The sequence below is a fragment of the Variovorax sp. RA8 genome (assembly GCF_901827175.1).
Classification (GTDB): Bacteria; Pseudomonadota; Gammaproteobacteria; order Burkholderiales; family Burkholderiaceae_C; genus Variovorax.
This window is the reverse complement of the sequence record NZ_LR594662.1, coordinates 5350228-5373676: the sequence shown is the minus strand read 5'-3', so window position 1 is coordinate 5373676 and position 23449 is coordinate 5350228. Positions and strand designations below refer to the sequence as shown.

27 protein-coding genes are annotated in these 23449 nt (G+C 67.8%); 16 read left to right on the top strand and 11 right to left on the bottom strand.

Features of this window, described 5'->3' with window-relative positions; genetic code table 11:
* Window positions 1-21 precede the first annotated feature (21 nt).
* The 3 genes from E5P3_RS25605 to E5P3_RS25595 are packed head-to-tail and all read right to left on the bottom strand — an operon-like array spanning window position 22 to window position 3424.
* Window positions 22-786 carry an SDR family NAD(P)-dependent oxidoreductase gene (locus E5P3_RS25605; protein WP_162588528.1) on the bottom strand — a complete coding sequence of 255 codons (765 nt, stop codon included), beginning with the start codon at window positions 784-786 and terminating at the stop codon, window positions 22-24.
* A complete protein-coding gene (locus tag E5P3_RS25600; RefSeq protein ID WP_162588527.1) occupies window positions 783-2651 on the bottom strand; it encodes a feruloyl-CoA synthase in 1869 nt (622 codons plus the stop codon). Before E5P3_RS25600 ends, E5P3_RS25605 begins: the two co-directional genes overlap by 4 nt.
* Window positions 2648-3424: a crotonase/enoyl-CoA hydratase family protein gene (locus tag E5P3_RS25595; protein ID WP_162588526.1), complete on the bottom strand. Its 777-nt coding sequence runs from the start codon at window positions 3422-3424 to the stop codon at window positions 2648-2650. The genes E5P3_RS25600 and E5P3_RS25595 overlap by 4 nt, the downstream gene beginning before the upstream one ends.
* Before the next feature lie 117 nt (window positions 3425-3541).
* Between E5P3_RS25595 and E5P3_RS25590 the strand changes: the two genes are divergently transcribed.
* A complete protein-coding gene (locus tag E5P3_RS25590; RefSeq protein ID WP_162588525.1) occupies window positions 3542-4408 on the top strand; it encodes an amidohydrolase family protein in 867 nt (288 codons plus the stop codon).
* 56 nt (window positions 4409-4464) lie between these two features.
* Here the strand turns inward: E5P3_RS25590 and kefC are convergent, their stop codons facing one another.
* Both kefC and kefF read right to left on the bottom strand, forming a co-directional pair.
* Entirely contained in the window at window positions 4465-6315 is a 1851-nt protein-coding gene (kefC, locus tag E5P3_RS25585; protein WP_162588524.1) for a glutathione-regulated potassium-efflux system protein KefC, read from the bottom strand.
* Complete coding sequence (kefF, locus tag E5P3_RS25580) at window positions 6315-6959, bottom strand: glutathione-regulated potassium-efflux system oxidoreductase KefF (protein WP_162588523.1); 645 nt, start codon at window positions 6957-6959, stop codon at window positions 6315-6317. Before kefF ends, kefC begins: the two co-directional genes overlap by 1 nt.
* An 83-nt stretch (window positions 6960-7042) precedes the next feature.
* Here kefF and E5P3_RS25575 point away from each other — a divergent pair, with 83 nt between their 5' ends.
* Window positions 7043-7663: a ParA family protein gene (locus E5P3_RS25575; RefSeq protein WP_162588522.1), complete on the top strand. Its 621-nt coding sequence runs from the start codon at window positions 7043-7045 to the stop codon at window positions 7661-7663.
* 145 nt (window positions 7664-7808) lie between these two features.
* Window positions 7809-8267 carry a MaoC family dehydratase gene (locus tag E5P3_RS25570; protein WP_162588521.1) on the top strand — a complete coding sequence of 153 codons (459 nt, stop codon included), beginning with the start codon at window positions 7809-7811 and terminating at the stop codon, window positions 8265-8267.
* 23 nt (window positions 8268-8290) lie between these two features.
* Here the strand turns inward: E5P3_RS25570 and trmL are convergent, their stop codons facing one another.
* On the bottom strand, window positions 8291-8752 hold the full coding sequence (gene trmL, locus E5P3_RS25565; protein WP_162588520.1) for a tRNA (uridine(34)/cytosine(34)/5-carboxymethylaminomethyluridine(34)-2'-O)-methyltransferase TrmL: 462 nt from the start codon (window positions 8750-8752) through the stop codon (window positions 8291-8293).
* A gap of 13 nt (window positions 8753-8765) precedes the next feature.
* Window positions 8766-9500: a ComF family protein gene (locus E5P3_RS25560; protein ID WP_162588519.1), complete on the bottom strand. Its 735-nt coding sequence runs from the start codon at window positions 9498-9500 to the stop codon at window positions 8766-8768.
* 22 nt (window positions 9501-9522) lie between these two features.
* Between E5P3_RS25560 and E5P3_RS25555 the strand changes: the two genes are divergently transcribed.
* The 8 genes from E5P3_RS25555 (at window position 9523) to E5P3_RS25525 (ending at window position 15976) form a co-directional block, all read left to right on the top strand.
* Window positions 9523-10473: a biotin synthase gene (locus E5P3_RS25555; RefSeq protein WP_162588518.1), complete on the top strand. Its 951-nt coding sequence runs from the start codon at window positions 9523-9525 to the stop codon at window positions 10471-10473.
* A 183-nt stretch (window positions 10474-10656) separates the two neighbouring features.
* The gene (locus E5P3_RS25550) at window positions 10657-11133 is read left to right on the top strand and encodes a DUF2244 domain-containing protein (protein ID WP_162588517.1); all 477 of its coding nucleotides are present in this window, start codon (window positions 10657-10659) and stop codon (window positions 11131-11133) included.
* Window positions 11134-11197: 64 nt separating this feature from the next.
* A complete protein-coding gene (gene coxB, locus E5P3_RS25545; RefSeq protein ID WP_162588516.1) occupies window positions 11198-12376 on the top strand; it encodes a cytochrome c oxidase subunit II in 1179 nt (392 codons plus the stop codon).
* Between the two features lie 51 nt (window positions 12377-12427).
* On the top strand, window positions 12428-14065 hold the full coding sequence (gene ctaD, locus E5P3_RS25540) for a cytochrome c oxidase subunit I (RefSeq protein WP_162588515.1): 1638 nt from the start codon (window positions 12428-12430) through the stop codon (window positions 14063-14065).
* Between the two features lie 12 nt (window positions 14066-14077).
* A complete protein-coding gene (locus E5P3_RS35890) occupies window positions 14078-14188 on the top strand; it encodes a cytochrome oxidase small assembly protein (protein ID WP_219910073.1) in 111 nt (36 codons plus the stop codon).
* Window positions 14189-14195: 7 nt separating this feature from the next.
* Window positions 14196-14828: a cytochrome c oxidase assembly protein gene (locus tag E5P3_RS25535; protein ID WP_162588514.1), complete on the top strand. Its 633-nt coding sequence runs from the start codon at window positions 14196-14198 to the stop codon at window positions 14826-14828.
* The gene (locus E5P3_RS25530; RefSeq protein ID WP_232073307.1) at window positions 14825-15040 is read left to right on the top strand and encodes a DUF2970 domain-containing protein; all 216 of its coding nucleotides are present in this window, start codon (window positions 14825-14827) and stop codon (window positions 15038-15040) included. The genes E5P3_RS25535 and E5P3_RS25530 overlap by 4 nt, the downstream gene beginning before the upstream one ends.
* A 54-nt stretch (window positions 15041-15094) precedes the next feature.
* Window positions 15095-15976, top strand: a complete 882-nt coding sequence (locus tag E5P3_RS25525) for a cytochrome c oxidase subunit 3 (protein ID WP_162588513.1) — start codon at window positions 15095-15097, stop codon at window positions 15974-15976.
* Window positions 15977-16044: 68 nt separating this feature from the next.
* Here E5P3_RS25525 and E5P3_RS25520 read toward each other — a convergent pair whose 3' ends face one another.
* A complete protein-coding gene (locus E5P3_RS25520; RefSeq protein ID WP_174263101.1) occupies window positions 16045-16266 on the bottom strand; it encodes a twin transmembrane helix small protein in 222 nt (73 codons plus the stop codon).
* A 114-nt stretch (window positions 16267-16380) separates the two neighbouring features.
* Between E5P3_RS25520 and E5P3_RS25515 the strand changes: the two genes are divergently transcribed.
* The 5 genes from E5P3_RS25515 to E5P3_RS25495 are packed head-to-tail and all read left to right on the top strand — an operon-like array spanning window position 16381 to window position 20495.
* Complete coding sequence (locus E5P3_RS25515; RefSeq protein ID WP_162589864.1) at window positions 16381-17094, top strand: SURF1 family protein; 714 nt, start codon at window positions 16381-16383, stop codon at window positions 17092-17094.
* A complete protein-coding gene (locus E5P3_RS25510; RefSeq protein ID WP_174263100.1) occupies window positions 17033-17758 on the top strand; it encodes a hypothetical protein in 726 nt (241 codons plus the stop codon). The genes E5P3_RS25515 and E5P3_RS25510 overlap by 62 nt, the downstream gene beginning before the upstream one ends.
* Window positions 17759-17779: 21 nt before the next feature.
* Window positions 17780-18976, top strand: coding sequence for a COX15/CtaA family protein (locus E5P3_RS25505; RefSeq protein WP_162588511.1), 1197 nt, complete (start codon window positions 17780-17782; stop codon window positions 18974-18976).
* A complete protein-coding gene (gene cyoE / locus E5P3_RS25500; RefSeq protein ID WP_162588510.1) occupies window positions 18973-19878 on the top strand; it encodes a heme o synthase in 906 nt (301 codons plus the stop codon). Before E5P3_RS25505 ends, cyoE begins: the two co-directional genes overlap by 4 nt.
* Before the next feature lie 8 nt (window positions 19879-19886).
* Window positions 19887-20495, top strand: a complete 609-nt coding sequence (locus tag E5P3_RS25495; protein ID WP_174263099.1) for an SCO family protein — start codon at window positions 19887-19889, stop codon at window positions 20493-20495.
* A gap of 85 nt (window positions 20496-20580) precedes the next feature.
* Here the strand turns inward: E5P3_RS25495 and rpoH are convergent, their stop codons facing one another.
* From rpoH to ftsY, 3 genes are all read right to left on the bottom strand, one after another.
* Complete coding sequence (gene rpoH / locus E5P3_RS25490) at window positions 20581-21516, bottom strand: RNA polymerase sigma factor RpoH (RefSeq protein ID WP_162588508.1); 936 nt, start codon at window positions 21514-21516, stop codon at window positions 20581-20583.
* Between the two features lie 162 nt (window positions 21517-21678).
* Window positions 21679-22140 carry an Mpo1 family 2-hydroxy fatty acid dioxygenase gene (locus E5P3_RS25485; protein WP_162588507.1) on the bottom strand — a complete coding sequence of 154 codons (462 nt, stop codon included), beginning with the start codon at window positions 22138-22140 and terminating at the stop codon, window positions 21679-21681.
* Window positions 22141-22201: 61 nt separating this feature from the next.
* Window positions 22202-23437, bottom strand: coding sequence for a signal recognition particle-docking protein FtsY (gene ftsY / locus E5P3_RS25480; protein WP_162588506.1), 1236 nt, complete (start codon window positions 23435-23437; stop codon window positions 22202-22204).
* Window positions 23438-23449: the final 12 nt, after the last annotated feature.

Genomic DNA, 23449 nt, shown 5'->3' with positions numbered 1-23449 from the left:
GCAAGTCCGGATGTCCGGTATTCAGCGCGGCGCCATCCGCAACGCCCCGTCGAGCCGGATCACCTCCCCGTTGAGGTGCCCGTTGGTGACGATGTGGCAGGCCAGCTCGGCGAACTCCGAAGGCTTGCCCAGGCGCGGCGGGAACGGGATCGACGCAGCCAGCGATTGCTGCACCGGCTCGGGCAGCTCCTTCAGCAGCGGCGTTGCGAACAGGCCGGGCGCGATGGTGCACACGCGGATGCCGTGCTGCGCGAGGTCGCGCGCCATCGGCAGCGTCATGCCGACCAGGCCGCCCTTCGAGGCGCTGTAGGCCTGCTGGCCGACCTGGCCGTCGAAGGCCGCGACCGAGGCGGTGAACATCATCACGCCGCGCTCGCCGCCTTCCAGCGGGTCGAGCTTCGCGCACTGCACCGCATAGAGGCGGCTGATGTTGTAGGCGCCGACGAGGTTGACGTTGACGACCCGCACGAAGTCTTCCAGCGGCGCGGGGTTGCCGTCCTTGCCGACAATGCGCTTGGCGCTGCCGATGCCGGCCACGTTCATCAGGATGCGGGCCGGGCCGTGCGCGGCGGCGGCCTTGTCGAGCGCGGCGTTCACGCTGTCGGTGTCGGTGATGTCGCAGGGGCAGGCGACGCCGCCGATCTCGGCTGCCACTTTCTCCGCAAGAGCGGCATTGAGGTCCAGTACGGCGACCTTGGCGCCCAGCCGGGCGAGCTCGCGCGCGGTCGCCTCGCCCAGGCCGGATGCGCCGCCGGTGACCAGCGCGGCTTGTGCTTCGATCTTCATGGCTTGTCTCCTTGCGGTTTGAGCGTGAAAGGCAGGCTGCCGGCGTGGAAGGCTTCCACGGTATCGGCGCGGTGCTTGAGTACGGAGCGCTGGTTGATGGAGCCCTTGTCGGTGACCTCGCCCCGATCGATGGAGGGCGGCTCGTGCTCCAGGTGCAGGCGTGCGATGCGGTTGGCGCTGCCGGTGGCGGTCTTGGCGAGCTCGTCCAGCACGCGCTGGAAGTGGGCCTGCACCGGGGCGCTCTCGACGACCTCGCGCATGCCGGCATCGGCGGCTAGGCCCGCGAGCTCCCGGACCTTCTGCGTCGGGAAGACCAGCGCGCCGACCTCCTTGAGGTTGAGCCCGGTCAGCACGGCATCCTGCACGTACGGTGCGCCCGCCGCAATGATCCTGGCGCGCAGCGGGCCCACGCTCACGAAGGTGCCGGTGGCGAGCTTGAAGTCTTCCGCAATGCGGCCATCGAAGCGCAGGCCGCGGTGGATGTTGCTCTCGTCGATCCACGTCACTGCGTCGCCGGTGCAGAAGAAGCCCTCCTCGTCGAAGGCCTCGGCCGTGGCCTCGGGGGCGCGCCAGTAGCCCGGCGTGATGTTGGGGCCGCGATAGCGCACCTCGGTCTTGCCGTCGGTGTCGATCAGCTTGATCTCGATACCGGCCGCCGGCAGGCCCAGGTCGCCCGATTTGACCTCGGGGCCGGTGACGTAGAGCGCGAACGGCCCCGATTCGGTCATGCCCAGGCCGGTGCCCATCACGATGCGTTCGCCGACCTCGGCCTCCTGCGTGCGGTGCAGGCTGTCCCACACCGGCTGCGCCAGCGCGGCGCCCGAGTAGAAGAACATCTTGACGCGCGACAGGAGGTTGCGGCGCAGCACCGCATCGCTTTCCATGGCGTGGGCGATGGCCTCGAAGCCGGTCGGCACGTTGAAGTAGATGGTGGGCGCGATCTCGCGCAGGTTGCGCAGGGTCTCCGCCATGCCGCTGGGGGTGGGCTTGCCGTCGTCGATGTAGAGCGTGCCGCCGTTGTCCAGCACGATACCCACGTTGTGATTGCCGCCGAAGGTGTGGTTCCAGGGCAGCCAGTCGACCAGCACGGGCGGTTCCTCGCCCAGCGCCGGGATCGACTGGCGCAGCTGCTGCTGGTTGGCGCACCACATGCGGTGCGTGTTGATCACCGCCTTGGGCAGCTTGGTCGAGCCCGAGGTGAAGAGGAACTTGGCGATGGTGTCGGGGCCGGTGGCCTGCATCGCGGCGTCGATCGCGGGCGTCGCCGGCGTGGCGGCCAGGTCCGCAAGGCTCGTGACGGGACGGCCCTCGACCTCGCCGTCGCCGAGCACCAGCTCGATGTCGGCCCGCACGGTGGCCGTGATGGCGCGTTCGAAGCGCTGGGCGTCCGCGGCGAACACCAGGCCGGGCGTCAGCGTGTCCAGCACATGGCGCAGCTTCTCGAAGTCCTGGCTCACCAGCGAATAGGGCGGCGAAACCGGGCAGTACGGGACGCCGGCATAGAGGCAGCCCAGGGCCATGAGTGCATGCTCGATGCCGTTCTCGCTGAGGATCGCGACGGGGCGCTCGGGGCCCAGGCCGCGCGCGAGCAGGCCCTGGCCGATGCTGCGGGCCTTGCGGTGGGCCTCGGCGTAGCTGACGCGGATCCAGTCGCCAGTGCCGCCGCCGGGCAGGCGCTCGCGGCGGGCGATGAAGGTGCGATCGGGCGCGGCTTCGGCCCAGTGGCGCAGGCGATCGGTCATGCGCTCGGCATAGGGCGCGAGTTCGGCGTCGGCCCGCAGGTAGCGGGTGCCGGGCGCGCCTTCGCGCAGCACGGCGCGCGTCACGCCGAAGTCGAGCGGCCGGTAGCGGACCATCGTGCTCATTCCTTCGTCACCTTGCCGGCACGGCCTTCGAGGAACGCGCGCACGCGCTCCTTGGCCTCCGGCGCGCTCTGGACGATGCCGGAGATCAGCGCCTCGGTGAAGAAGCCGTGGTCCGCCGGCTGCTCGCTGATGCGCGGCAGCGCGTGCATCAGCGCGTAGTTGGTGAGCGGCGCGTTGCCGGCCACCTTGCGGGCGAGCTCCAACGCCTTCTCGAAGGAGCCGCCTTCCGCCACCAGGTACTGCGCGAAGCCGGCGCGCTCGCCCGACTCGGCGTCGTAGACGCGGCCGGTCATCATCATGTCCATCATGCGTGCGGTGCCGATCAGCTTGGGGATGCGCACCGAGCCGCCGCCGCCGACGAAGATGCCGCGCGAGCCCTCGGGCAGGGCATAGAAGGTGGTGGTGTCGGCCACGCGGATGTGGCAGGCGCTTGCGAGCTCGAGTCCGCCGCCGACCACCGCGCCGTGCAGCGCCGCGATCACCGGCACCGGCCCGCCTTGCACGACATCGAGGGCCGCGTGCCAGAGGCGCGAGTGCTGCATGCCCTGCCCGGCGTCGCGCTCCTTCAGCTCGGAAAGATCGAGGCCGGCGCAGAAGTGCGGGCCGTCGCCGTCGATCACCGCCGCGCGCACGGTGGAAGGCAGGTTCTGGAAGGTGTCGCGCAGGGCGAGGATGAGGGAATCTGACAATGCGTTGCGCTTGGCGGCGCGCGTCAGGCGGATGATGGCGATCTCGTCGCGCAGCTCGAGTTGCAGGTCTGTGGTGGTGGTCATGGTTGCGCTCCCTTTCATGATCGATTATGGTTATTGGAAATAACTAATTCAAGCCGAGTCGACAGGCTCGGCACCCGGATTTACCCTTAGTCGCTGCACAGCCTGGAGACAAGCCTCATGGACCACCGCAACCTGATCGCGATCGACACCCACACGCACGCCGAGGTGAGCTGCTGGAATCCTTTCGACAATTACGGCGAGGAGTACGACCGCGCGGCCGACAAGTATTTCCGGTCGAGCCGGCGCCCGACCATCCAGGAGAGCATCGATTACTACCGCGAGCGGAAGATCGGCCTGGTGATGTTCATGGTCGACGCCGAGTCGAACCTCGGCCGGCGCCGCATCCCGAACGAGGAGATCGCCGAGGCGGCGCAGAAGAACAGCGACATCATGATTGCCTTCGCCAGCATCGATCCGCACAAGGGGAAGATGGGCGCGCGCGAAGCGAGGCGCCTGATCGAGGAGCATGGCGTCAAGGGCTTCAAGTTCCATCCGACGGTGCAGGGCTACCACCCCTACGACCGGATGGCCTGGCCGATCTACGAGGTGATCGCCGAGCACGGGCTGCCGGCGGTGTTCCACACGGGCCACAGCGGCATCGGCTCGGGCATGCGCTGCGGCGGCGGCCTCAGGCTGGAATACAGCAACCCGATGCACCTGGACGACGTGGCCATCGATTTCCCCGACATGCAGATCATCATGGCGCATCCCAGCTTCCCCTGGCAGGACGAAGCGCTCAGCGTGGCGACGCACAAGCCCAACGTCTGGATCGACCTCTCGGGCTGGAGCCCGAAGTACTTCCCGAAGCAACTGGTGCAGTATGCCAACACGCTGCTGAAGGACCGCATCCTTTTTGGCAGCGACTATCCGCTGATCACGCCCGACCGGTGGATGAAGGACTTCGAGGAGGCCGGCTTCAAGCCGGAGGTGATGCCCGGCATCCTCAAGGGCAATGCGGTGCGGCTGCTGAAGCTCGACGCTTGAGGGTGCCGAAGGTCCGAATGTCTGCTTTCAGTGCTGATCGCACCGGCTGAGATTCTTCACGGAACGGGCTCCTCCTTTTCCGTCGCCCGGTTCCAGTCCTGACCCGAGCGCTGCTTGCGCTCCTCGCGTTCGCGCGCGATCTGCTCCTGGAACTGCTGGCGCCCTTCCTTCGAGACCGCGATCAGCTTGGCGCGGTCCTTGTAGTGCGGATAGAGCTCATGCATGAGCTCGATGTTGCGGCGGCGGAAGCGCATCGCCGCCTCGCGCGCCTCGTATGCCGGCCAGCCCAATCCTTCCAGCGCCGAGCGGGCGCTGCGCAGCGAGGACTCGAAAAGCTCGCGCTCGACGAATTCCACCTTGCGGTCCAGCAACTGGTAGAGATGGCCCACGTTGCGGGCGCGGGCGATGATGCGCGCGTTGGGAAAATGCTCGCGCGCCATGTCGACGATGGCGAGCGACTGCTCCACGCCGTCCACCGCCACCACCAGCACCTTGGCCGTGCCGGCGCCGGCGGTGCGCAGCAGGTCGAGCCGGGTGGCGTCGCCGTAGAAGACGCGGAAGCCGAGCTCGCGCAGGCTCTCGATGGTGTCGGGGTCGTGGTCCAGCACGGTCAGCTTCAGGCCCTGGGCGCTGAGCATGCGCCCCAGGATCTGGCCGTAGCGCCCGAAGCCGCAGATCAGCACCTTGGCATCCTGCTGCTCGGAGATCTCTTCCATCGTGACGGGCGCCCTGTCGCTGTAGCGCGGCAGCACCCACTTGTCGAGCGCCACCAGCAGCAGCGGCGACAGCAGCATCGACAAGGCCACGGCGCCGATCAGGAAGGAAGCCACGCCGGCCGGCAGGACCTGCGGGCCGGCCGCCTGGAAGACGACGAAGGCGAACTCGCCGCCCTGCGCCAGCAAAAGCGTGAACACCGGCCGCTGCTGGTAGGGCAGTCCCATCAGCTTCGCGAGCGTGAAGATCACGACGGTCTTCAGCAGCATGAAGCCGACGACGACCAGCGCCATCAGCCCTGGCTGGTCCAGCAGCACGGCGAAGTCGATGCTCATGCCGACCGCGATGAAGAAGAGACCCAGCAGCAGGCCCTTGAAAGGCTCGATGTCGGTTTCCAGCTCGCGCCGGTACTCGCTCTCGGCCAGCAGCACGCCGGCGAGGAAGGCGCCCAGTGCCATCGACAGGCCGGCGAACTGCATCAGCGCGGCGATCGCCACCACCAGCAGCAGCGAGGCGGCGGTGAAGATCTCGGGCGTGTCGCTGCGCGCGATCCAGCGCAGCAGCGGGCGCAGCACCAGCCGGCCGCCCAGCACGATGCCGCCGACGACCGCGACGATCTTCAGGCCCTCCAGCGCGCGGTCGGCGCCGGTGAGGGCCGGCGCGGTCTCGGAGCCCACTGCCAGCAGGGGCAGGAGCGCTAGGATCGGGATCGCCGCCACGTCCTGGAACAGCAGGATCGAGAAGCCGGCCTGGCCGCTCGGCGTCGGCAGCAGGTTGCGTTCGCCCAGCACCTGCAGCGCAATGGCGGTCGAGGACAGCGCCAGGCCCAGCGCCGCGACCAGGGCCACGCGCCAGCTCGCGCCGCCCGCCCAGCCGGCCAGGAAGAGCACGGCCGCGCACGCGACGACCTGCGCGGTGCCCCAGCCGAAGATCGGCCGGCGCAGGCTCCACAGGCGCTTGGGCTCCAGCTCGAGGCCGACCAGGAACAGCATCAGCACCACGCCGAACTCGGCGAAATGCAGGATGTCCGTGACGTTGGTCACCAGGCCCAGACCCCAGGGGCCGATGACGATGCCGGCCGCGAGATAGCCGATGATCGAGCCGAGGCCGAGCGCCTTCGACAGCGGCACCACCAGCACGGCGGCGCCCAGGTAGATCAGCGAATTGACGAGCCAGACCGGTGCGTGTTCCATCAGGCCTCCTCGTGTTCCAGCGGCCGGTCAGTGGCCGGGACTTCGCAGGCGGCGCATTCGGGGATGTCCTCCATCTCCGGCCAGTCGGGGTAGCTCGAGAGGCGCTGCCTGAAGACATCGATGTGCGCCGCGAGCATCTCGGGGCTGGCGCTGCGCGCGCCGTGGAACAGCAGCGGCGGCAGGAAGCGCATGCCGCAGAGGGCGGCGGTCTGCTCGTAGGGCGGCAGGAAGGCGTCGAAGAAGTAGCGGTTGTAGCTCTGCGGGTGGTAGCTGTGCTCGGGCCCGCCGGTGGTGGCCACCAGCCAGCAGTCCTTGCCCTGCAGCGCCATGCCGCCGCCGCCGTAGGCCCAGCCGTAGCTCAGCACATCGTCGAGCCAGAGCTTCTGCAGCGCCGGCATCGAATACCACTGGATCGGGTGCAGGAGCACCAGCAACTCGGCGCGGGCCAGGCGGGCCTGCTCGGCCTGGACGTCGATCGCGTAGTCGGGGTAGCTGGAATAGAGGTCGTTGACGTCGACGCCGGGTAGGCTGCGGGCCGCCTGCAGCAACTGCCAGTTGACGCGCGAATCGCGCCAATGGGGATGGGCGGCGAGCAGGTAGATTCCGCGTGCGGAACGGGCCGGGCTTGGTGTTGTCGTGGTCATGGTGCGCGAACATAGCGCAACTCGGACGGCCGGCGGGCGCGGCTACCATGGCGCCTGTCTCTTCAGCCCGGAAGGAGCCTGTCATGCCGGTGGTCCTGGTCGCCAACCCCAAGGGTGGGGTCGGCAAATCCACGCTCGCAACCAACATTGCGGGCTATTTCGCGAGCCGCGGCCATGCGGTGATGCTGGGTGACATCGACCGGCAGCAGTCCTCCCGGCTGTGGCTCGGCCTGCGCACGCCGGCGGCGCGCGAGATCAGGAGCTGGGAGGCTTCGGAAGACGGCGCGGTGGTGCGGCCGCCGCGCGGCACCACGCACGCGGTGATCGACACGCCGGCGGGCCTGCATGGGGCGCGGCTCAAAGAGGTGGTGCCGATGGCCGACAAGGTGCTCGTGCCGCTGCAGCCCAGCATCTTCGACATATATGCCACGCGCGACTTCCTGGACAAGCTGCTGGCCAATCGCCATGTCGGCAAGACGCAGGTCGGCGTGGTCGGCATGCGCGTCGACGGCCGCACGCTGGCGGCCGAGCGCCTGCGGGAGTTCGTCGCCGGGCTGGGCGTGCCGGTGCTCGGCGAGCTGCGCGACACGCAGAACTACGTGCAGCTGGCGGCGCGCGGGCTCACGCTCTATGACATCGCGCCGGGCCGGGTGCAGCGCGACCTGGAGCAGTGGGAGCCCATCCGCCAGTGGCTGGAGGCTTAGCTCTCCCCCAGGTTGGCTCACTTCGTGTAGCCGCCCACCCCCTACCGGGAGCAACACCAGCGGCCGGCGAAGCCGGTTCCGCGGTGTTCCCCGAACTGTCACGCCGGCTACAGCGACGCAAGCGCTGGCCAGATAGAGTGAGAGCATGAAGAAGACATTCCAGACCCTGCAGGACCTCGCCGCTTGCGTCGGCCAGGAAGTCGCGGTGAGCGACTGGATCACGGTCACGCAGGAGCAGGTCAACCAGTTCGCCGAGGCCACCGGCGACCACCAGTGGATCCACGTCGATGTGGAACGCGCCAAGGCCGGGCCCTTCGGCGCGCCGATCGCGCACGGGTTCCTGACGCTGTCGCTGCTGCCGCGCTTCTACGAGTCGGCCTTCGAGGTGGTCGAGTCGCGCATGGGCGTGAACTACGGGCTCAACCGCGTGCGCTTCATGACGCCGGTACCGGTCGGCGGCCGGCTGCGTGGGCGCATGAAGCTGCTGAGCTGCGAGCCGATCGCGGGCGAGGGCGTCCAGATGGTCTGGGAGACCACCATCGAGCTCGAGGGCGCGCCCAAGCCGGCCTGCGTCGCCGAATCGGTGGTGCGCCGCTTCCGCTGAGGGCGGCGCGGCAACCGGGCTCCTCAGGCGAAGCCGTTCTGCCGCCAGGCCTCGAACACCGTCACCGCCACCGCGTTCGACAGGTTCAGGCTGCGCTGGCCTTCGCGCATCGGCAGGCGCAGGCGCTGCGGCGCCGGGAAGCGCTCGCGCAGTTCCGGCGCGAGGCCGCGCGTCTCCGAGCCGAAGACCAGCCAGTCGCCGGGGCGGAACCCGACTTCGTGGACAGCGCGCGTGCCCCGCGTCGTGAGCGCGAACAGCCGCTCCGGCGCGGGCTGCTCGGCCGACAGCAGCGCCTCCCAGCCGGCATGGCGCCGAACCTCGGCGTACTCGTGGTAGTCGAGGCCAGCGCGCCGCAGCAGCCGGTCGTCCATCGAGAAACCCAGCGGCTCGACCAGGTGCAGGGTGCAGCCGGTGTTGGCGGCCAGCCGGATCACGTTGCCGGTGTTGGGCGGTATCTCGGGTTCGACCAGGACGATGTGGAACATGGGCCGATTCTCTTCAAGACGGCGGATCGGTCCTTGCCAGCACGATCGCGGTGACCTGTGCGGCCCCGCCGGTGCGCAGCACCTGCGCCGCCGAGAACAGCGATGCGCCGCTGGTCATGACATCGTCCACCAGCACGACTCGCCGCGCGCGCACGGCCTCTGCGCGCAGCGGCTCGAGCGCGAAGGCGCCACGCAGGTTGCGCAAGCGATCGGCGCGCGCGAGGCCGCTTTGCGGCGGCGTTTCCCGTGTGCGCAACAGCAGCCCTGGATCGGTTTTCTGCGGGGCCAGCCGGCGCGCCAGCTCGTGCGCCTGGTTGAAGCCGCGCTCGCGCAGCCGGCTTTTCGCCAGCGGCATCGGCAGCACCAGGTCGGCCTGCTCCAGGGCCGGCTCGACCCAGGGGGCGCTTCGCAGCAGGGTCGCCAGCGGTGCGGCCCAGCCCGCGCGGCCCTGGAACTTGAACTGCGCGATGCAGTCGGGCCAGGGCCAGGCATAGGCGCAGGCCGCCAGGCAGGCGTCCAGCGGGGGCGGATGGGCGAGGCACTCGCCGCACCGGGCCACGCCCGGCGGCACCGGCAGGGCACAGCTGACGCAGCGCGAGGCGGGCGGGGCGAAGCGCGTCACGCAGGCATCGCACACGGGACGCGAGGGCCAGGCGCGGCACACCGCGCACTGGCTCGGCACGCGCTCGAGCACGGAGGAGAGCAGGGAGGAGAGCCGAGAAGGGCGCTCGCGCCAAGGGTTGGACATGCCTCAATATACTGAGCGCCCGATGGACATCACCCCCCCACAGCGACCGCCGACCATCGATGCCGCGGCCGCCGCACGCTGGGGCCGTCTGGCGCCCGCCGGCGGTTCGCCCTGGCTGCACGAGGAGATCGGCCGCCGCATGGAGGACCGTCTCCAGTGGATCAAGGCGCAGCCGCGCCACTGGGCCGACTGGTCCCCGTTGCGCGGCGGGCTGGAGTCGCATGCATTGCTCGCGCACCGCTACCGTGACGCCGCCGCCTTCGTGATCGAGCCGGAGCCGACGCTGCTCGCGCCCACCCGCGCGGCGCTCGCCGCGCCCTGGTGGAGCGCGCGGCGCTGGCAGGGCGCCCGGCCGAGCTTCGACGCGCCGCCCGAGGAGGGCGTGGACCTGCTGTGGGCCAACATGGCGCTGCACATGGCGGCCGATCCGCAGGCGCTCATCGCCCGCTGGCACCGTCTGGTGGCGACCGACGGCTTCCTGATGTTCTCCTGCTTCGGCCCGGACACCGTGCGCGAACTGCGCGTGCTGCACGAACGCCAGGGCTGGCCGCCCGCCAGCCACGAATTCACCGACATGCACGACTGGGGCGACATGCTGGTCCACGCAGGCTTCGCGGAGCCGGTGATGGACATGGAGCGCATCGTCCTCACCTGGCCGAGCGCCGAGGCGGCGCTGGCCGAGCTGCGCACGCTCGGGCGCAACCTCCATCGCTCGCGCTTTCCCGGGCTGCGAGGCCGGACCTGGCATCGCGCACTGCGCCGTGCGCTGCCCGACGTGGCCTTGTCCGCGGAAGGGGCGGGGCGGATTGCCCTGACCTTCGAGATCATCTACGGCCATGCCTTCAAGCCGGCGCCGCGGGTGGCCCTGGCGGCCGAAAGCGCGGTCTCGCTGCGCGAGATGCGTTCGATGCTCCAGCGCGGACGGCCGGGGGCTGAGCCGCACGGCCGCTCCGAAGGCGAAGGTACTCAGTGAGCCGCCGGGTTGCTCCTGAAGGTGAATGCCGTGGTGCGCAGCATGGGGCCCATCGAATGGCCCCTTCTGTTCACCCGCTACAATCCGCCGTTGCGTGAACTCCGGGTATTGTCCCGTGATCGAGGCCTGTCGGACATGGGTTTGACGGCGATCGACGCACCGATTTGCTGAACTCGCTCGCCCGTGTCGAATTCCGTGTTTCGTTTTGCCACCGTCTCAGGCCAGAACATCCACTGGTTCCTGAAGCGTAACTGCTCGGTGACGCCGAGCCAGCTAGGCTGGCTCTACGCGTCCCTGTGCGTGATCTCGCTGGGCATCGGAACCATCTTCTGGGTGCATGGCGCGCCTCTGGTGCTGCCCTTCGCCTGGCTGGAGTTGGGCGCGGTCGGCTTCGCTTTTCTGCTCTATGCGCGCCACGCCGCCGACGGCGAGCGCATCGCGCTGCAGGGCGGTCGGCTGGTGGTCGAGCTCGAAAACGGTGGGCACTACGAGCGCACCGAATTCTTGCCGCACCAGGTGCGGGTCGAACCTCAGCTCGGCGACCGCTCGCTGATCGAGGTCTCGGGACAGGGTCGTTCGGTCAAGGTGGGGCGCTATGTGCGTCCGGAGTTGCGAGCGGCGCTGGCGCGCGAGATTCGCATGGCATTGCGTGGCGCCTGAAAGGGTTGCGCAGTGCGGACCGTGGGGACCGGTGGGTTACTTGAAAATTGAAGAAGTGAACACGATGAAGAGCAATTGGTGCAACAAGAAGTGGCCGGCGAATCTGCTGCTGGCGGCCGGCGCGATGTGGGGCGGCGCGGCGCATGCAGTCAACGATCTTGCCGGCGGCCCGTCGGTGCGCCAGCTGAACCTGCCGGTGGGCGTCACCAAGATCGCGGAAGAGCAGCACTTCCTGCACACCGTGATGCTGGTGCTGTGCACGGTGATCTTCATCGCCGTCTTCGCGGTCATGTTCTATTCGATCTGGAAGCACCGCAAGTCGGTGGGCCACAAGGCGGCCAACTTCCATGAGTCGGTGGTGGTCGAAGTCCTCTGGACCATCGTGCCGTTCATCATCGTGATCCTGATGGCGCTGCCGGCCACCAAGGTGCTGGTGGCCCAGAAGGACACCACCAACGCCGACCTCACCATCAAGACCACCGGCTACCAGTGGAAGTGGGGCTACGACTACATCAAGGGCGAGGGCGAGGGCCTGGCCTTCATCTCGACGCTGGACAGCTCGCACCGGGCCATGTCGGACGCCGGCGCCAAGGGCGATGTGCCGGACGACTATCTGCTGAAGGTCGACAACCCGATGGTGGTGCCGGTCGATACCAAGGTGCGCATCATCACCACCGCCAACGACGTGATCCACGCCTTCGCCGTGCCGCAGCTGGGCGTCAAGCAGGACGCCATTCCCGGCTTCGTGCGCGACACGTGGTTCCGCGCCGAGAAGGTGGGCGACTACTACGGCCAATGCCAGGAGCTCTGCGGCAAGGAGCACGCCTACATGCCGATCCACGTGAAGGTGGTCTCGAAGGGCGACTACACGGCGTGGGTCGACGGCAAGCGCAAGGAGGCGGCCGCCAAGCAGGACGACCCGAGCAAGGTCTGGACCCTGCCCGAGATCCTGGCGCGCGGCGAGAAGGTCTATGCGGCCAACTGCGCGGCCTGCCACCAGGCCAACGGCAAGGGCGCTGGTCCGATCAAGCCGCTGGACGGCTCGGCGATCGTGGTCGACCCCGACCACAACAAGCAGATCCACATCGTGCTCAACGGCGCGAACAACGGCGCCATGCCGGCCTGGAAGCAGCTGAGCGACACCGACATCGCAGCCGTGGTGAGCTTCACCAAGAACAGCTGGTCGAACAAGACGGGCCAGCTGGTGCAGCCGGCCGAGGTGCTGGCGCAGCGCGGCAAGTAAGCCGGCGCTGCCCCACGACGCCACGACGAAGAGTTTGCAAGGAATATCACAATGAGCGCAGTCATCGATCCCCACGGCCACGCACCCGGCCACGGCGACCATGCCCACGACGAACATCACGCCGCGCCGACCGGCTGGCGGCGCTGGGTGTTCGCCACCAACCACAAGGACATCGGCACGCTGTACCTGCTGTTCTCCTTCACCATGCTGATGGTGGGCGGCGTGCTCGCGCTGCTGATCCGCGCCGAGCTGTTCCAGCCCGGCCTGCAGGTCGTGAACCCCGAACTGTTCAACCAGTTCACCACCATGCACGGCCTGATCATGGTGTTCGGCGCGATCATGCCGGCCTTCGTAGGCTTCGCGAACTGGATGATCCCGCTGCAGATCGGTGCTTCCGACATGGCCTTCGCGCGGATGAACAACTTCAGCTTCTGGCTGCTCATCCCCGCAGCCATCATGCTGGTGGGTTCCTTCTTCATGCCCGGCGGCGCACCCGCGGCAGGCTGGACGCTCTACGCGCCGCTCACGCTGCAGATGGGCCCCTCGATGGACGCCGGCATCTTCGCGATGCACATCATGGGCGCCTCGTCGATCATGGGCTCGATCAACATCATCGTGACCATCCTCAACATGCGCGCCCCAGGCATGACGCTGATGAAGATGCCGATGTTCTGCTGGACTTGGCTCATCACCGCCTACCTGCTGATTGCCGTGATGCCCGTGCTCGCCGGCGCCATCACCATGACGCTGACCGACCGCCACTTCGGCACCAGCTTCTTCAGCCCCGCGGGCGGCGGCGACCCGGTGATGTACCAGCACATCTTCTGGTTCTTCGGCCACCCCGAGGTCTACATCATGATCTTGCCGGCCTTCGGCATCATCAGCCAGATCGTGCCGGCCTTCTCGCGCAAGCGCCTGTTCGGCTACGCATCGATGGTGTATGCGACCTCGTCGATCGCGATCCTGTCCTTCATCGTGTGGGCGCACCACATGTTCACCACCGGCATGCCGGTGACCGGCCAGCTGTTCTTCATGTACGCGACCATGCTGATCGCGGTGCCGACGGCGGTGAAGATCTTCAACTGGATCGCCACCATGTGGCAGGGCTCGATGACCTTCGAGACCCCGATGCTGTTCGCCGTGGGCTTCATCTTCGTGTTCACCATGGGCGGCTTTACGGGCCTGATCCTGGCCATCGCACCCATCGACACGCAGCTGCAGGACACCTACTACGTCGTCGCCCATTTCCACTACGTGCTGGTGGCCGGCTCGCTCTACGCGATGTTCGCGGGCTTCTACTACTGGGTGCCCAAGTGGACCGGCGTGATGTACGACGAGACGCGCGGCAAGATCCACTTCTGGTGGTCCCTGATCTCCTTCAACATCACCTTCTTCCCCATGCACTTCCTGGGCCTGGCCGGCATGCCGCGCCGCTACGCCGACTACCCGATGCAGTTCGCCGACTTCAACGCGGTCGCCTCGGTCGGCGCGTTTGCCTTCGGTCTGGCACAGGTCTATTTCTTCTTGTTCGTCGTGCTGCCCACGATGATGGGCAAGGGCGAGAAGGCTTCGCAGAAGCCCTGGGAAGCGGCCGAGGGGCTGGAGTGGGAAGTGCCCTCGCCCGCGCCGTTCCACACGTTCGAGAATCCGCCCAAGCTGGACGCCACCGCCACCAAGGTGATCGGCTGAGAGATGCGCGCGATGACGCCTGAACAGAAGAGGAACAACCGGCGCATGGGGCTTACGCTTGCCTCCATTGCGGTGCTGTTCTTCATCGGCTTCGTCGTCCGGATGGTCTGGATCGGCCACTGAATCGCACATGAGCATCGGTCAACGCATCCGCCGCGAGAACGTCCGCATGGTCGGCAAGCTGGCCGTGGTCGCGGCCGGCATGTTCGCGTTCGGCTATGCGCTGGTGCCGCTGTACCGCGCCATCTGCGAGATGACCGGCATCAACATCCTTGCGCTCTCCGAGCTCGAGGTGCCGGGCGGCGCCAGCGGCGGCAAGAACGTGCGCCTGCCCGATAACACGCAGGTCGACACCAGCCGCACCATCACCGTCGAGTTCGACGCCAACGTGCGCGGCCTCTGGGACTTCAAGCCGGCGCAGCGCTCGATGGAGGTCCATCCGGGCGAGCTCAACACCGTGATGTACGAGTTCCAGAACGTGCAGAACCGCCGCATGGCCGCGCAGGCCATCCCCAGCTACGCGCCGCAGCAGGCCGCGCCTTACTTCAACAAGCTCGAGTGCTTCTGCTTCAACCAGTACACGCTCGACGCGGGCGAGAAGAAGCAGTGGCCGGTCGCCTTCGTGATCGACCCGAAGATCTCCAAGGACGTCAAGACGATCACGCTGTCGTACACCTTCTTCGAGGTCGGCGGCAAGACGCCGCCCGCGCCCGTGGCGGCCAATGCCGCCACGCCTGCCCCGGCCGCAGAGCCGCGTTCATGATCATGGCCGAGACACCGCCGCCCAAGAAAGGCTCCCTGTGGCGCACCGTCAAGGCGGTGGCCTGGGGCTTCTTTGGCGTGCGCAAGAACAGCGACTACCAGGAAGACATCGCCAAGCTCACGCCGCTGCACATCGTGGTCGTCGGGCTGGTGGCGGCGGTGCTCTTCGTGGTTGGCCTGATCCTGCTGGTGAAGTTCGTCGTCGCACCCTGACGGCGGCAAGTGCCCCACAGATTTGAATCGAGAGAGAAGAGACCAGGACCTGATATGAGTTCAAGCACCCACGGCACCACGCCCTACTACTTCGTGCCTTCGCCATCGCCGTATCCGGTCATGGCGTCGATCGGCCTGCTCTTCGTGATCTTCGGCGCCGCCCAATGGATCAACGGTCACCAGTGGGGCGCCTGGTCGCTGCTGGTGGGCATGGTGTGGTGGCTGGCCACGCTCTTTGTCTGGTTCCGCCGCGCCATCGGCGAGAGCGAGAGCGGCCAGTACGGCCACAAGGTGGATCTCTCCTTCCGCTGGAGCATGAGCTGGTTCATCTTCTCCGAGGTGATGTTCTTTGGCGCCTTCTTCACGGCGCTGTGGTGGGCGCGCACCCACGCGCTGCCTACGCTCGGCAGCCTGGACAACGCCTTGCTGTGGCCCGACTTCAAGGCCGTTTGGCCAACGCTTGCGCCGGGCGCCACCGGTTCGCCGGCGGACATCATCGAGCCCTTCCAGACGGTCGGGCCCTTCTGGCTGCCGACCATCAACACCGCGCTGCTGCTGAGCTCGGGCGTCACGCTGACCATCGCGCACCACGCGCTGCGCGCCAACCATCGCGCCCAGGCGATCCGTTTCATGTGGCTGACCGTGCTGCTGGGCGCCATCTTCCTCGGCGTGCAGGGCTACGAGTACTTCCATCTCTACACCGAGCTGAACCTCAAGCTCAGCTCCGGCGCGTACGGCTCTACCTTCTTCATGCTGACCGGCTTCCACGGCCTGCACGTGTTCATCGGCATGCTGATGCTGCTGTTCATCACCCTGCGCCTGCGCGCCGGCCATTTCACGGCGGAGCGCCACTTCGGCTTCGAGGGTGCGGCGTGGTATTGGCACTTCGTCGACGTGGTTTGGCTGGGCCTGTACTTCCTGGTCTACTGGCTTTGAGCTTGCACGGCACAAAAAGAAAGCGCCGTAAGGCGCTTTTTTCATGGGGCTTGTGGAACGAGCACGACCTACTTGCCGACGGGCAGCCCTCCCGGCTGGATGTAGCCGAGCTTCCAGGCCAGCAGCAGGCACAGGAACAAAACCACCGAGAGCCCGATCCGAACGGTGAGCGCGCGCACCATTCCGCCGCTCTTGGCGCGGCCCTCGCGCCCATCCCTCAGCATGAAGAACAGCGCGACACCGAGGCTCGCCAGGATGCCGATGAAGGCCAGGGCGACAAGGTATTTCATGATTCCGATTATCGGCCGCACCGGCCCTCCCGCGGCTTGAACGATGGAACGAGGCCCGCTGCGGGGCAGTCGCGCGCCGGGCGCTTCTGGCTGGTCACCCTGGCGGCCCTGATCATGCTCGCGGCCACGGTGTCGCTGGGCCGGTGGCAGCTTTCGCGCGCCGCGCAGAAGGAGGCGCTGCAGGCCGAAATCGAGATGCGGAAGACCCTGCCGCCGCTCCAGCAGGAGGATTTCCTCGCGCTCGATCCGGCGACTTCCGCCATGCACCGGCCGGTGCGGCTGCGCGGCCTGTGGCTCGCGCCGCACACGGTCTACCTGGACAACCGCCAGATGCATGGCCTGCCCGGCTTCTACGTGCTGACACCGTTTGCCATCGAGGACAGCAACAAGACCGTGCTGGTGCAGCGGGGCTGGGTGCAGCGCAACTTCACCGATCGCACGCAGCTCGCTCCCGTCCAGACGCCGAGCGGCCTGGTCGAGCTGGTTGCCCGGGTCGCACCGCCCCCGGCCCACCTGCTCGAACTGGGCAAGGAAGCCCCGCCGCCCGCCGCGGCGCCGGGGTCTTCGCCCATCCGGCAGAATCTCGATCTCGAAGCTTTCCGCGAGCAGACCGGGCTGCCGCTGCGGACCGATGTCTCGCTGCTGCAGACCGGCCCGGCCTCCGAGGGCTTGCAGCGCGACTGGCCGGCCCCCGCGCTGGGCATCGAAAAGCACTACGGCTATGCGTTCCAGTGGTTCGGGCTCGCCGCCCTCGTCGTCATCCTCTATGTCTGGTTTCAATTCATCGCCCCCTACCGCAGCGCGCGCCGCCTCCGCCATGGCCGATGAGCCGCTCGGGCTGACGGTGCATTCGATGCCCTCACCGCGCCAGGCGCTCGATGGCGCCGAGGGCCGGCGCACGGTCTTCGGCCGTTGGAAGATGATCCTGGTCATGCTGTGCTGCGCGGCGCCGGTGATCGCCTCCTACTTCACCTACTACGTGATCCGGCCGGAGGGGCGGCGTGTCTACGGCGAACTGATCGACCCGCAGCGCACCATGCCCGAGCTGATCGCCACGAGCCGGGAGGGCGCGCCCGTACGTCTCTCCACCTTGAAGGGCCAGTGGTTGCTCGTCGCGGTGGCCGATGCCGGCTGCGACGCGCTGTGCGAACAGCAGCTCTATCTGCAGCGCCAGCTGCGCGAAAGCCTGGGCCGCGAAAAGGACCGGCTCGATCGCGTCTGGCTGGTGAGCGACGCCGCGCCGGTGCCCGCGCGCCTGGACAACGGCCTGCATGGCGCGACCGTGCTGCGGGTGCCGGCGGCACAGCTGGCTCAATGGCTCGCGCCCGCACCCGGTTATGCACTGGCGGAGCACTTCTTTGTCATCGACCCCATGGGCAACTGGATGATGCGCTTCCCCGCCCGCATGGACACCGCCGGCGCGGGCCGCGCCAAGCGCGACCTCGAGCGGCTCCTGCGCGCCTCGGCCTCCTGGGACGAGCCGGGCCGCTAGACGCGCCGGCCGCCGCACAGCATGGATACGAACTCGCTCTACGACCTCAAGCCCATCGCCTGGCTCCTGGCGGTCGGCGTGTTGCTGGCGCTCGGGCCGCTGATCTGGGTCTGGCGCCGCGGCGCTGGCCATGGCGCTGCCCGGCGCCTGCACGTGCTGACCGTGCTCACGCTGTTCCTGACCTTCGACCTCACCCTGTTCGGCGCCTTCACGCGCCTGACCGATTCCGGCCTGGGCTGCCCCGACTGGCCCGGCTGCTACGGCAACGCCAGCCCCTTCGGTGCGCGCCACGACATTGCCATGGCGGAGGCGGCGCAGCCCACCGGCCCGGTGACGCACGGCAAGGCCTGGGTGGAGATGGTGCATCGCTACCTGGCAACGGGCGTCGGCTTCCTGATCCTCGTGCTGGCCGTGGCCACCTGGGTGGCGAGGCGCAACCAACGCTATCCGGAACATGCACGCGAACGCCCGCTCAGCGCCTGGTGGCCGGCGGGCACGCTGGTGTGGGTCTGCCTGCAGGGAGCATTCGGAGCGTTGACCGTGACCTGGAAGCTGTATCCGGCCATCGTCACGCTGCACCTGCTCGGCGCCGTGGTGCTGCTGGCGCTGCTGTGCATCCAGGCCGTGCGCTACCGGCAGGCAGCGGCCGAGCGGCAGCCCACGCCCATTCCCTCGGCATTGCGCACGTTGCTGATCGTGGTGAGCGCATTGCTGCTGCTGCAGATCGCGCTCGGCGGCTGGGTTAGCACCAACTACGCGGTCCTGGCGTGTACCCAGTTCCCGACCTGCCAGGGCAGCTGGTGGCCGCCGATGAACTTCGCCCAGGCCTTCCACATCTGGCGCTCGCTGGGCGAGGGCGCCGGCGGCGGGACCATCGACTTCGCGGCGCTCACCGCCATTCACTACGTGCATCGCCTCATGGCCTACCTGGTGTTCGTCGCGATCGCCCTGCTGGTCTGGCAACTGCGGCGCGTCGCACCCCTGCATCCGCAGGCCCGATGGTTGGCCGGGCTGGCGCTGCTGCAGCTTGCCACCGGCCTCGGCAATGTGCTCCTGGGCTGGCCGCTGGTCGCTGCCGTGCTGCATACCGGGGGCGCCGCGGCGCTGGCGGTGGTGCTGACGTGGGCGCTGTGCGAAAGCCGACGCGCGCAAGGCGCCGTGACTGCCGCCACGAAGGCTCGTGGCACCGCAGTCCGCAGGGTGGAGGTTATCCAATGAGTACGCCGGCCTCGATCCACAGCCACAGCGCGGCCAGCGTGCTGCGCCAGTTCTATGCGCTGACGAAGCCGCGCGTGGTGCAGCTGATCGTGTTCTGCGCCCTGATCGGCATGGTGCTGGCGGTGCCAGGCCTGCCCGACCTGGCCGAGCTGCAGCGCATCGTGGTGGCCTGCATCGGCATCTGGCTGGTCGCCGGCGCTGCGGCGGCCTTCAATTGCCTGGTCGAGAAGGGCATCGATGCCAAGATGAAGCGCACCGCCTGGCGGCCCACGGCCCGCGGGGAGCTGAGCGACCGGCAAGCGCTGCTGTTCTCCGGGGCGCTGTGCGCGGCCGGCTCGGCCCTGCTGTGGTTCGCGGTGAATCCGCTCACCATGTGGCTCACCTTCGCGACTTTCGTCGGCTATGCGGTGATCTATACCGTGATCCTCAAGCCGTTGACCCCGCAGAACATCGTGATCGGCGGTGCCTCAGGCGCGATGCCGCCGGTGCTGGGTTGGGCCGCGATGACGGGCGAGGTGAGCCCCGAGGCGCTGATCCTCTTCCTCATCATCTTCCTGTGGACCCCTCCGCATTTCTGGGCGCTGGCCCTGTATCGGGTGGAAGATTACCGCAAGGCGGGCCTGCCGATGCTTCCGGTGACACACGGCAACGAGTTCACGCGGCTGCAGGTGCTGCTCTATACCTTCATCCTGTTTGCTGCCTGCCTGATGCCCTTCGTCTACGGCATGAGCGGCTGGCTCTACCTGGCAGTCGCGGTGGCCGTAAGCATCGGCTTCACCGGCTATGCCTTCGCACTATGGCGCAGCTACTCGGACACGCTGGCCCGCAAGACCTTCCGCTTCTCGCTGATCCACCTGAGCGTGCTCTTTGCCGCGCTGCTGATCGACCACTACCTGCGATGAATCAATCCATGAACAAGCGCCACGCACTTCGACTGATGGCCTGGACCGGGCTGGCGGCGCTCGCGGGCACGGGCCTCGCGGCCTGCTCTGAAAAGAAGCCCAGCTTCAATGCCGTCGACATCACCGGCGCCGACTACGCCAAGGGCTTCACGCTCAGCGATGCCGACGGCAAGCAGCGCACGCTGGCCGACTTCAAGGGCAAGGTCGTCGTGATGTTCTTCGGCTATGCGCAGTGCCCCGATGTCTGCCCGACCACCATGAGCGAGATGGCGCAAGTCAAGCAGCAGCTGGGTAGCGACGGCGACAAGCTGCAGGTCCTGTTCGTCACGGTGGATCCCGAACGCGATACGCCGGCTGTGATGAAGGCCTACATGGGTGCCTTCGATCCAGGCTTCGTCGCGCTGATCCCGACGCCGGAGCAACTGCCCGCCCTGGCAAAGGACTACAAGGTTTACTACAAGAAGGTCGAGGGCAAGACGCCGACCAGCTATTCGATGGACCACTCTGCCGCCAGCTTCGTCTACGACACCGAGGGCCGGCTGCGGCTCTACGCCCGCTACGGCGCGGGCGTGCCGGCGATGGTGTCGGATCTCAAGACCCTGCTGAAGTCCGCCTGAGGCGCAGGCGCGCTGCCGCGTCGGCCAAGCGTTGGGTCGGTCAGGCCACAAAAAAGCCCGGGCGGTGCCGGGCTTCGATGGATGCTCAGGCGAATTCCGCCAGCGCCTTCTTCATCTTCTTCATGGCCGCCGATTCGATCTGGCGGATGCGCTCGGCACTCACCCCATATACCGCGGCCAGGTCATGCAGGGTCATTCCGCCCGAGCCATCGTCGTTGACCTTGAGCCAGCGCTCTTCCACGATGCGGCGGCTGCGATCGTCCAGCGTCGCCAGGGCTGTCGAGATCCCGTCGGTCGATAGCCGGTCGCGTTGACGTGATTCGATCTGGGCCGTGGGCTCCTGCGAGGCGTCCGCAAGGTAGGCGATGGGGCCGAAACCGTCCTCGCCGTCATCCGAGGGGCTGGGGTCGAGCAGCACGTCGCCGCCCGACATGCGGGTTTCCATCTCGAGCACTTCCTCGCGCTTGACGTTCAGGCGGCTCGCCATCTGGGAAACCTCGTCCGCGCTCAGCGTGTCGCGGTGGGTGTCGCCGTCGGCCGAGCCGGCCTTGAAGCCCTGCTTCATCGAGCGCAGGTTGAAGAACAGCTTGCGCTGGGCCTTGGTCGTCGCGACCTTGACCATGCGCCAGTTCTTCAGGATGTACTCGTGGATCTCGGCCTTGATCCAGTGCATGGCATAGCTGACCAGGCGCACGCCCTGGTCGGGGTCGAAGCGCTTGACCGCCTTCATCAGGCCGACATTGCCTTCCTGGATCAGGTCGCCGTGCGGCAGCCCGTACCCCAGGTACTGGCGGGAAATCGAGATCACCAGGCGCAGGTGCGAAAGCACCAGGGCACCGGCGGCTTCCAGGTCATTGTGGTCCCGCAGCTGGCGCGCGTAGCGCTGCTCTTCCTCCTGCGTCAGCAGGGGGAGGCGATTGGCCGCGGAAATATAGGCGTCCAGGTTACCCAGCGAAGGCACCATCGACCAGGGATTGGCGACGGCGAGCTGGTTGGCGGGGGCTCCGGACATTGCTGTCATTGGGCAAACTCCTTCGTTCAGGGACATATTAGCACTCGGTTGGATGGAGTGCTAAGCCAAGGGTTCCCCCGAGGGTTTCAATGGGGTGGATAGGCACAACCTATCCCTCTGCCGAGCCTTGTGAATAGGACGGCGCCCTCTCGACGCCCCGGAAATCAACTGTTACCAGCGGACGCCCAGGCGCAGGAAGAGCCTGGACAGCACGAACAGCGGGCCGACCCACAGGTACTGGATATCTTCGAAGAAGGAGGGCTTCTTGCCCTCGATCTTGTGCCCGATGAACTGGAAGATCCAGGCCACGACGAATATGGCGGCGGAAATCGGGAGCACAAGGTCCCCCATCGCATGCACCGCGGCCAGCGCCAGCGCGATGCAGATGACCATCGCGATCACGAAGCTCGCGGAGCGCAGCAACAGGTAGTAGACCGCGCTGGCGGCCACGAAGGCGTAGGCCACCCACGGATGCAGGGCGTACAGCAGCCCGACGATGCTCAGCATGATCGCCGGGATGGCGATCATGTGGATCGCCTCGTTCGTCGGGTTCTGGTGGCTCTCGCCGTAGTGGGCGAGCAGGCGGTCGACCTTGCGGTCCGTGCCCGGCAGGGGCGTGGCAGCGCTGTGCATGGCGGTCTCCTGGCGGGCTCTGCGGCCCCTGAGCATGATGCCAGAAGCGCCACCACCCGGGCTATCCCACCAGGGCCTGCGCGAACTCCCGGGCCTTGAAGGTCTCCAGGTCTTCCAGCTTCTCGCCCACCCCGATGAAATACACCGGGATCGGCCGCTCGCGCGCGATCGCGCACAGCACGCCGCCCTTGGCAGTGCCGTCCAGCTTGGTGATGACCAGGCCCGTCAGGCCCAGCGCTTCGTCGAAGGCCCGGACCTGGGCCAGGGCGTTCTGCCCGGTGTTGCCGTCGATCACGAGCAGCACCTCGTGCGGCGCCGTGGCGTCGGCCCGGGCCACCACGCGCTTGATCTTCTTGAGCTCGTCCATCAGGTGCAGCTGGGTCGGCAGCCGGCCGGCGGTGTCGACCAGCACCACGTCCTTGCCGCGCGCCTTGCCGGCATTGACCGCGTCGAAGCTCACGGCGGCCGGATCGCCGCCCTCCTGGCTCACGATCTCGACCGTGTTGCGGTCGGCCCAGACCAGCAGCTGCTCGCGCGCCGCAGCGCGGAAGGTGTCGGCCGCCGCCAGTAGCACCGAAGCGCCCTCGTTGGAAAGGTGCTTCGTGAGCTTGCCGATCGAGGTGGTCTTGCCCGCGCCGTTGACGCCCGCCACCATGATCACGGTGGGCGTGTGCTCGCCGATCACCAGTTCCTTCTCGAGCGGGCGCAGCAGGTCCGCAATGGCGTCGGCCAGCAGGAGCTTGACCTGCGAGGCTTCGGTCGCCATGTTGCTGCGCACGCGCCGGCGCAGGTCGTCCAGCAGGTATTCCGTGGCCTTCACGCCCGTGTCGGCCATCAGCAGGGCTTCTTCGAGTTCCTCGTAGAGGGCGTCGTCGATCTGGGCGTTGACGAAGGCGGCGGTGATGCTGTTGCCGGTCTTGCGCAAACCCGTCCTGAGCTTCCCGAGCCAGCCGCTGCGCTCCGGAGGCGCGGCTTCCGCGGGCACCACCGCGGGCACCGGCACCGGCACAGGCACAGGCACAGGCACCGGCACCGGCACCGGCACCGGCACCGGCACCGGCACCGGCACCGGCGCGGGCGCCTCGGCACTGGGCGAAGGTGCGGGCGCTGCAGGGGCAGCAGGCGCAGCGGGGGGAGGGGCCACCGCGGGTGGCGGCTCGACGGGCTTGGTGCCGAACCAGCTGGACGGCGAGAACACGGACCTGGCGGGCGCCGGCGGCTCGGCCGGCGTCTCGACAGGCGCAGGCGCCGGCGCAGAGCTGTCGGGGGCCGGCTTTTTCTTGAAGAAACTGAACATCGGGGCGTTTTT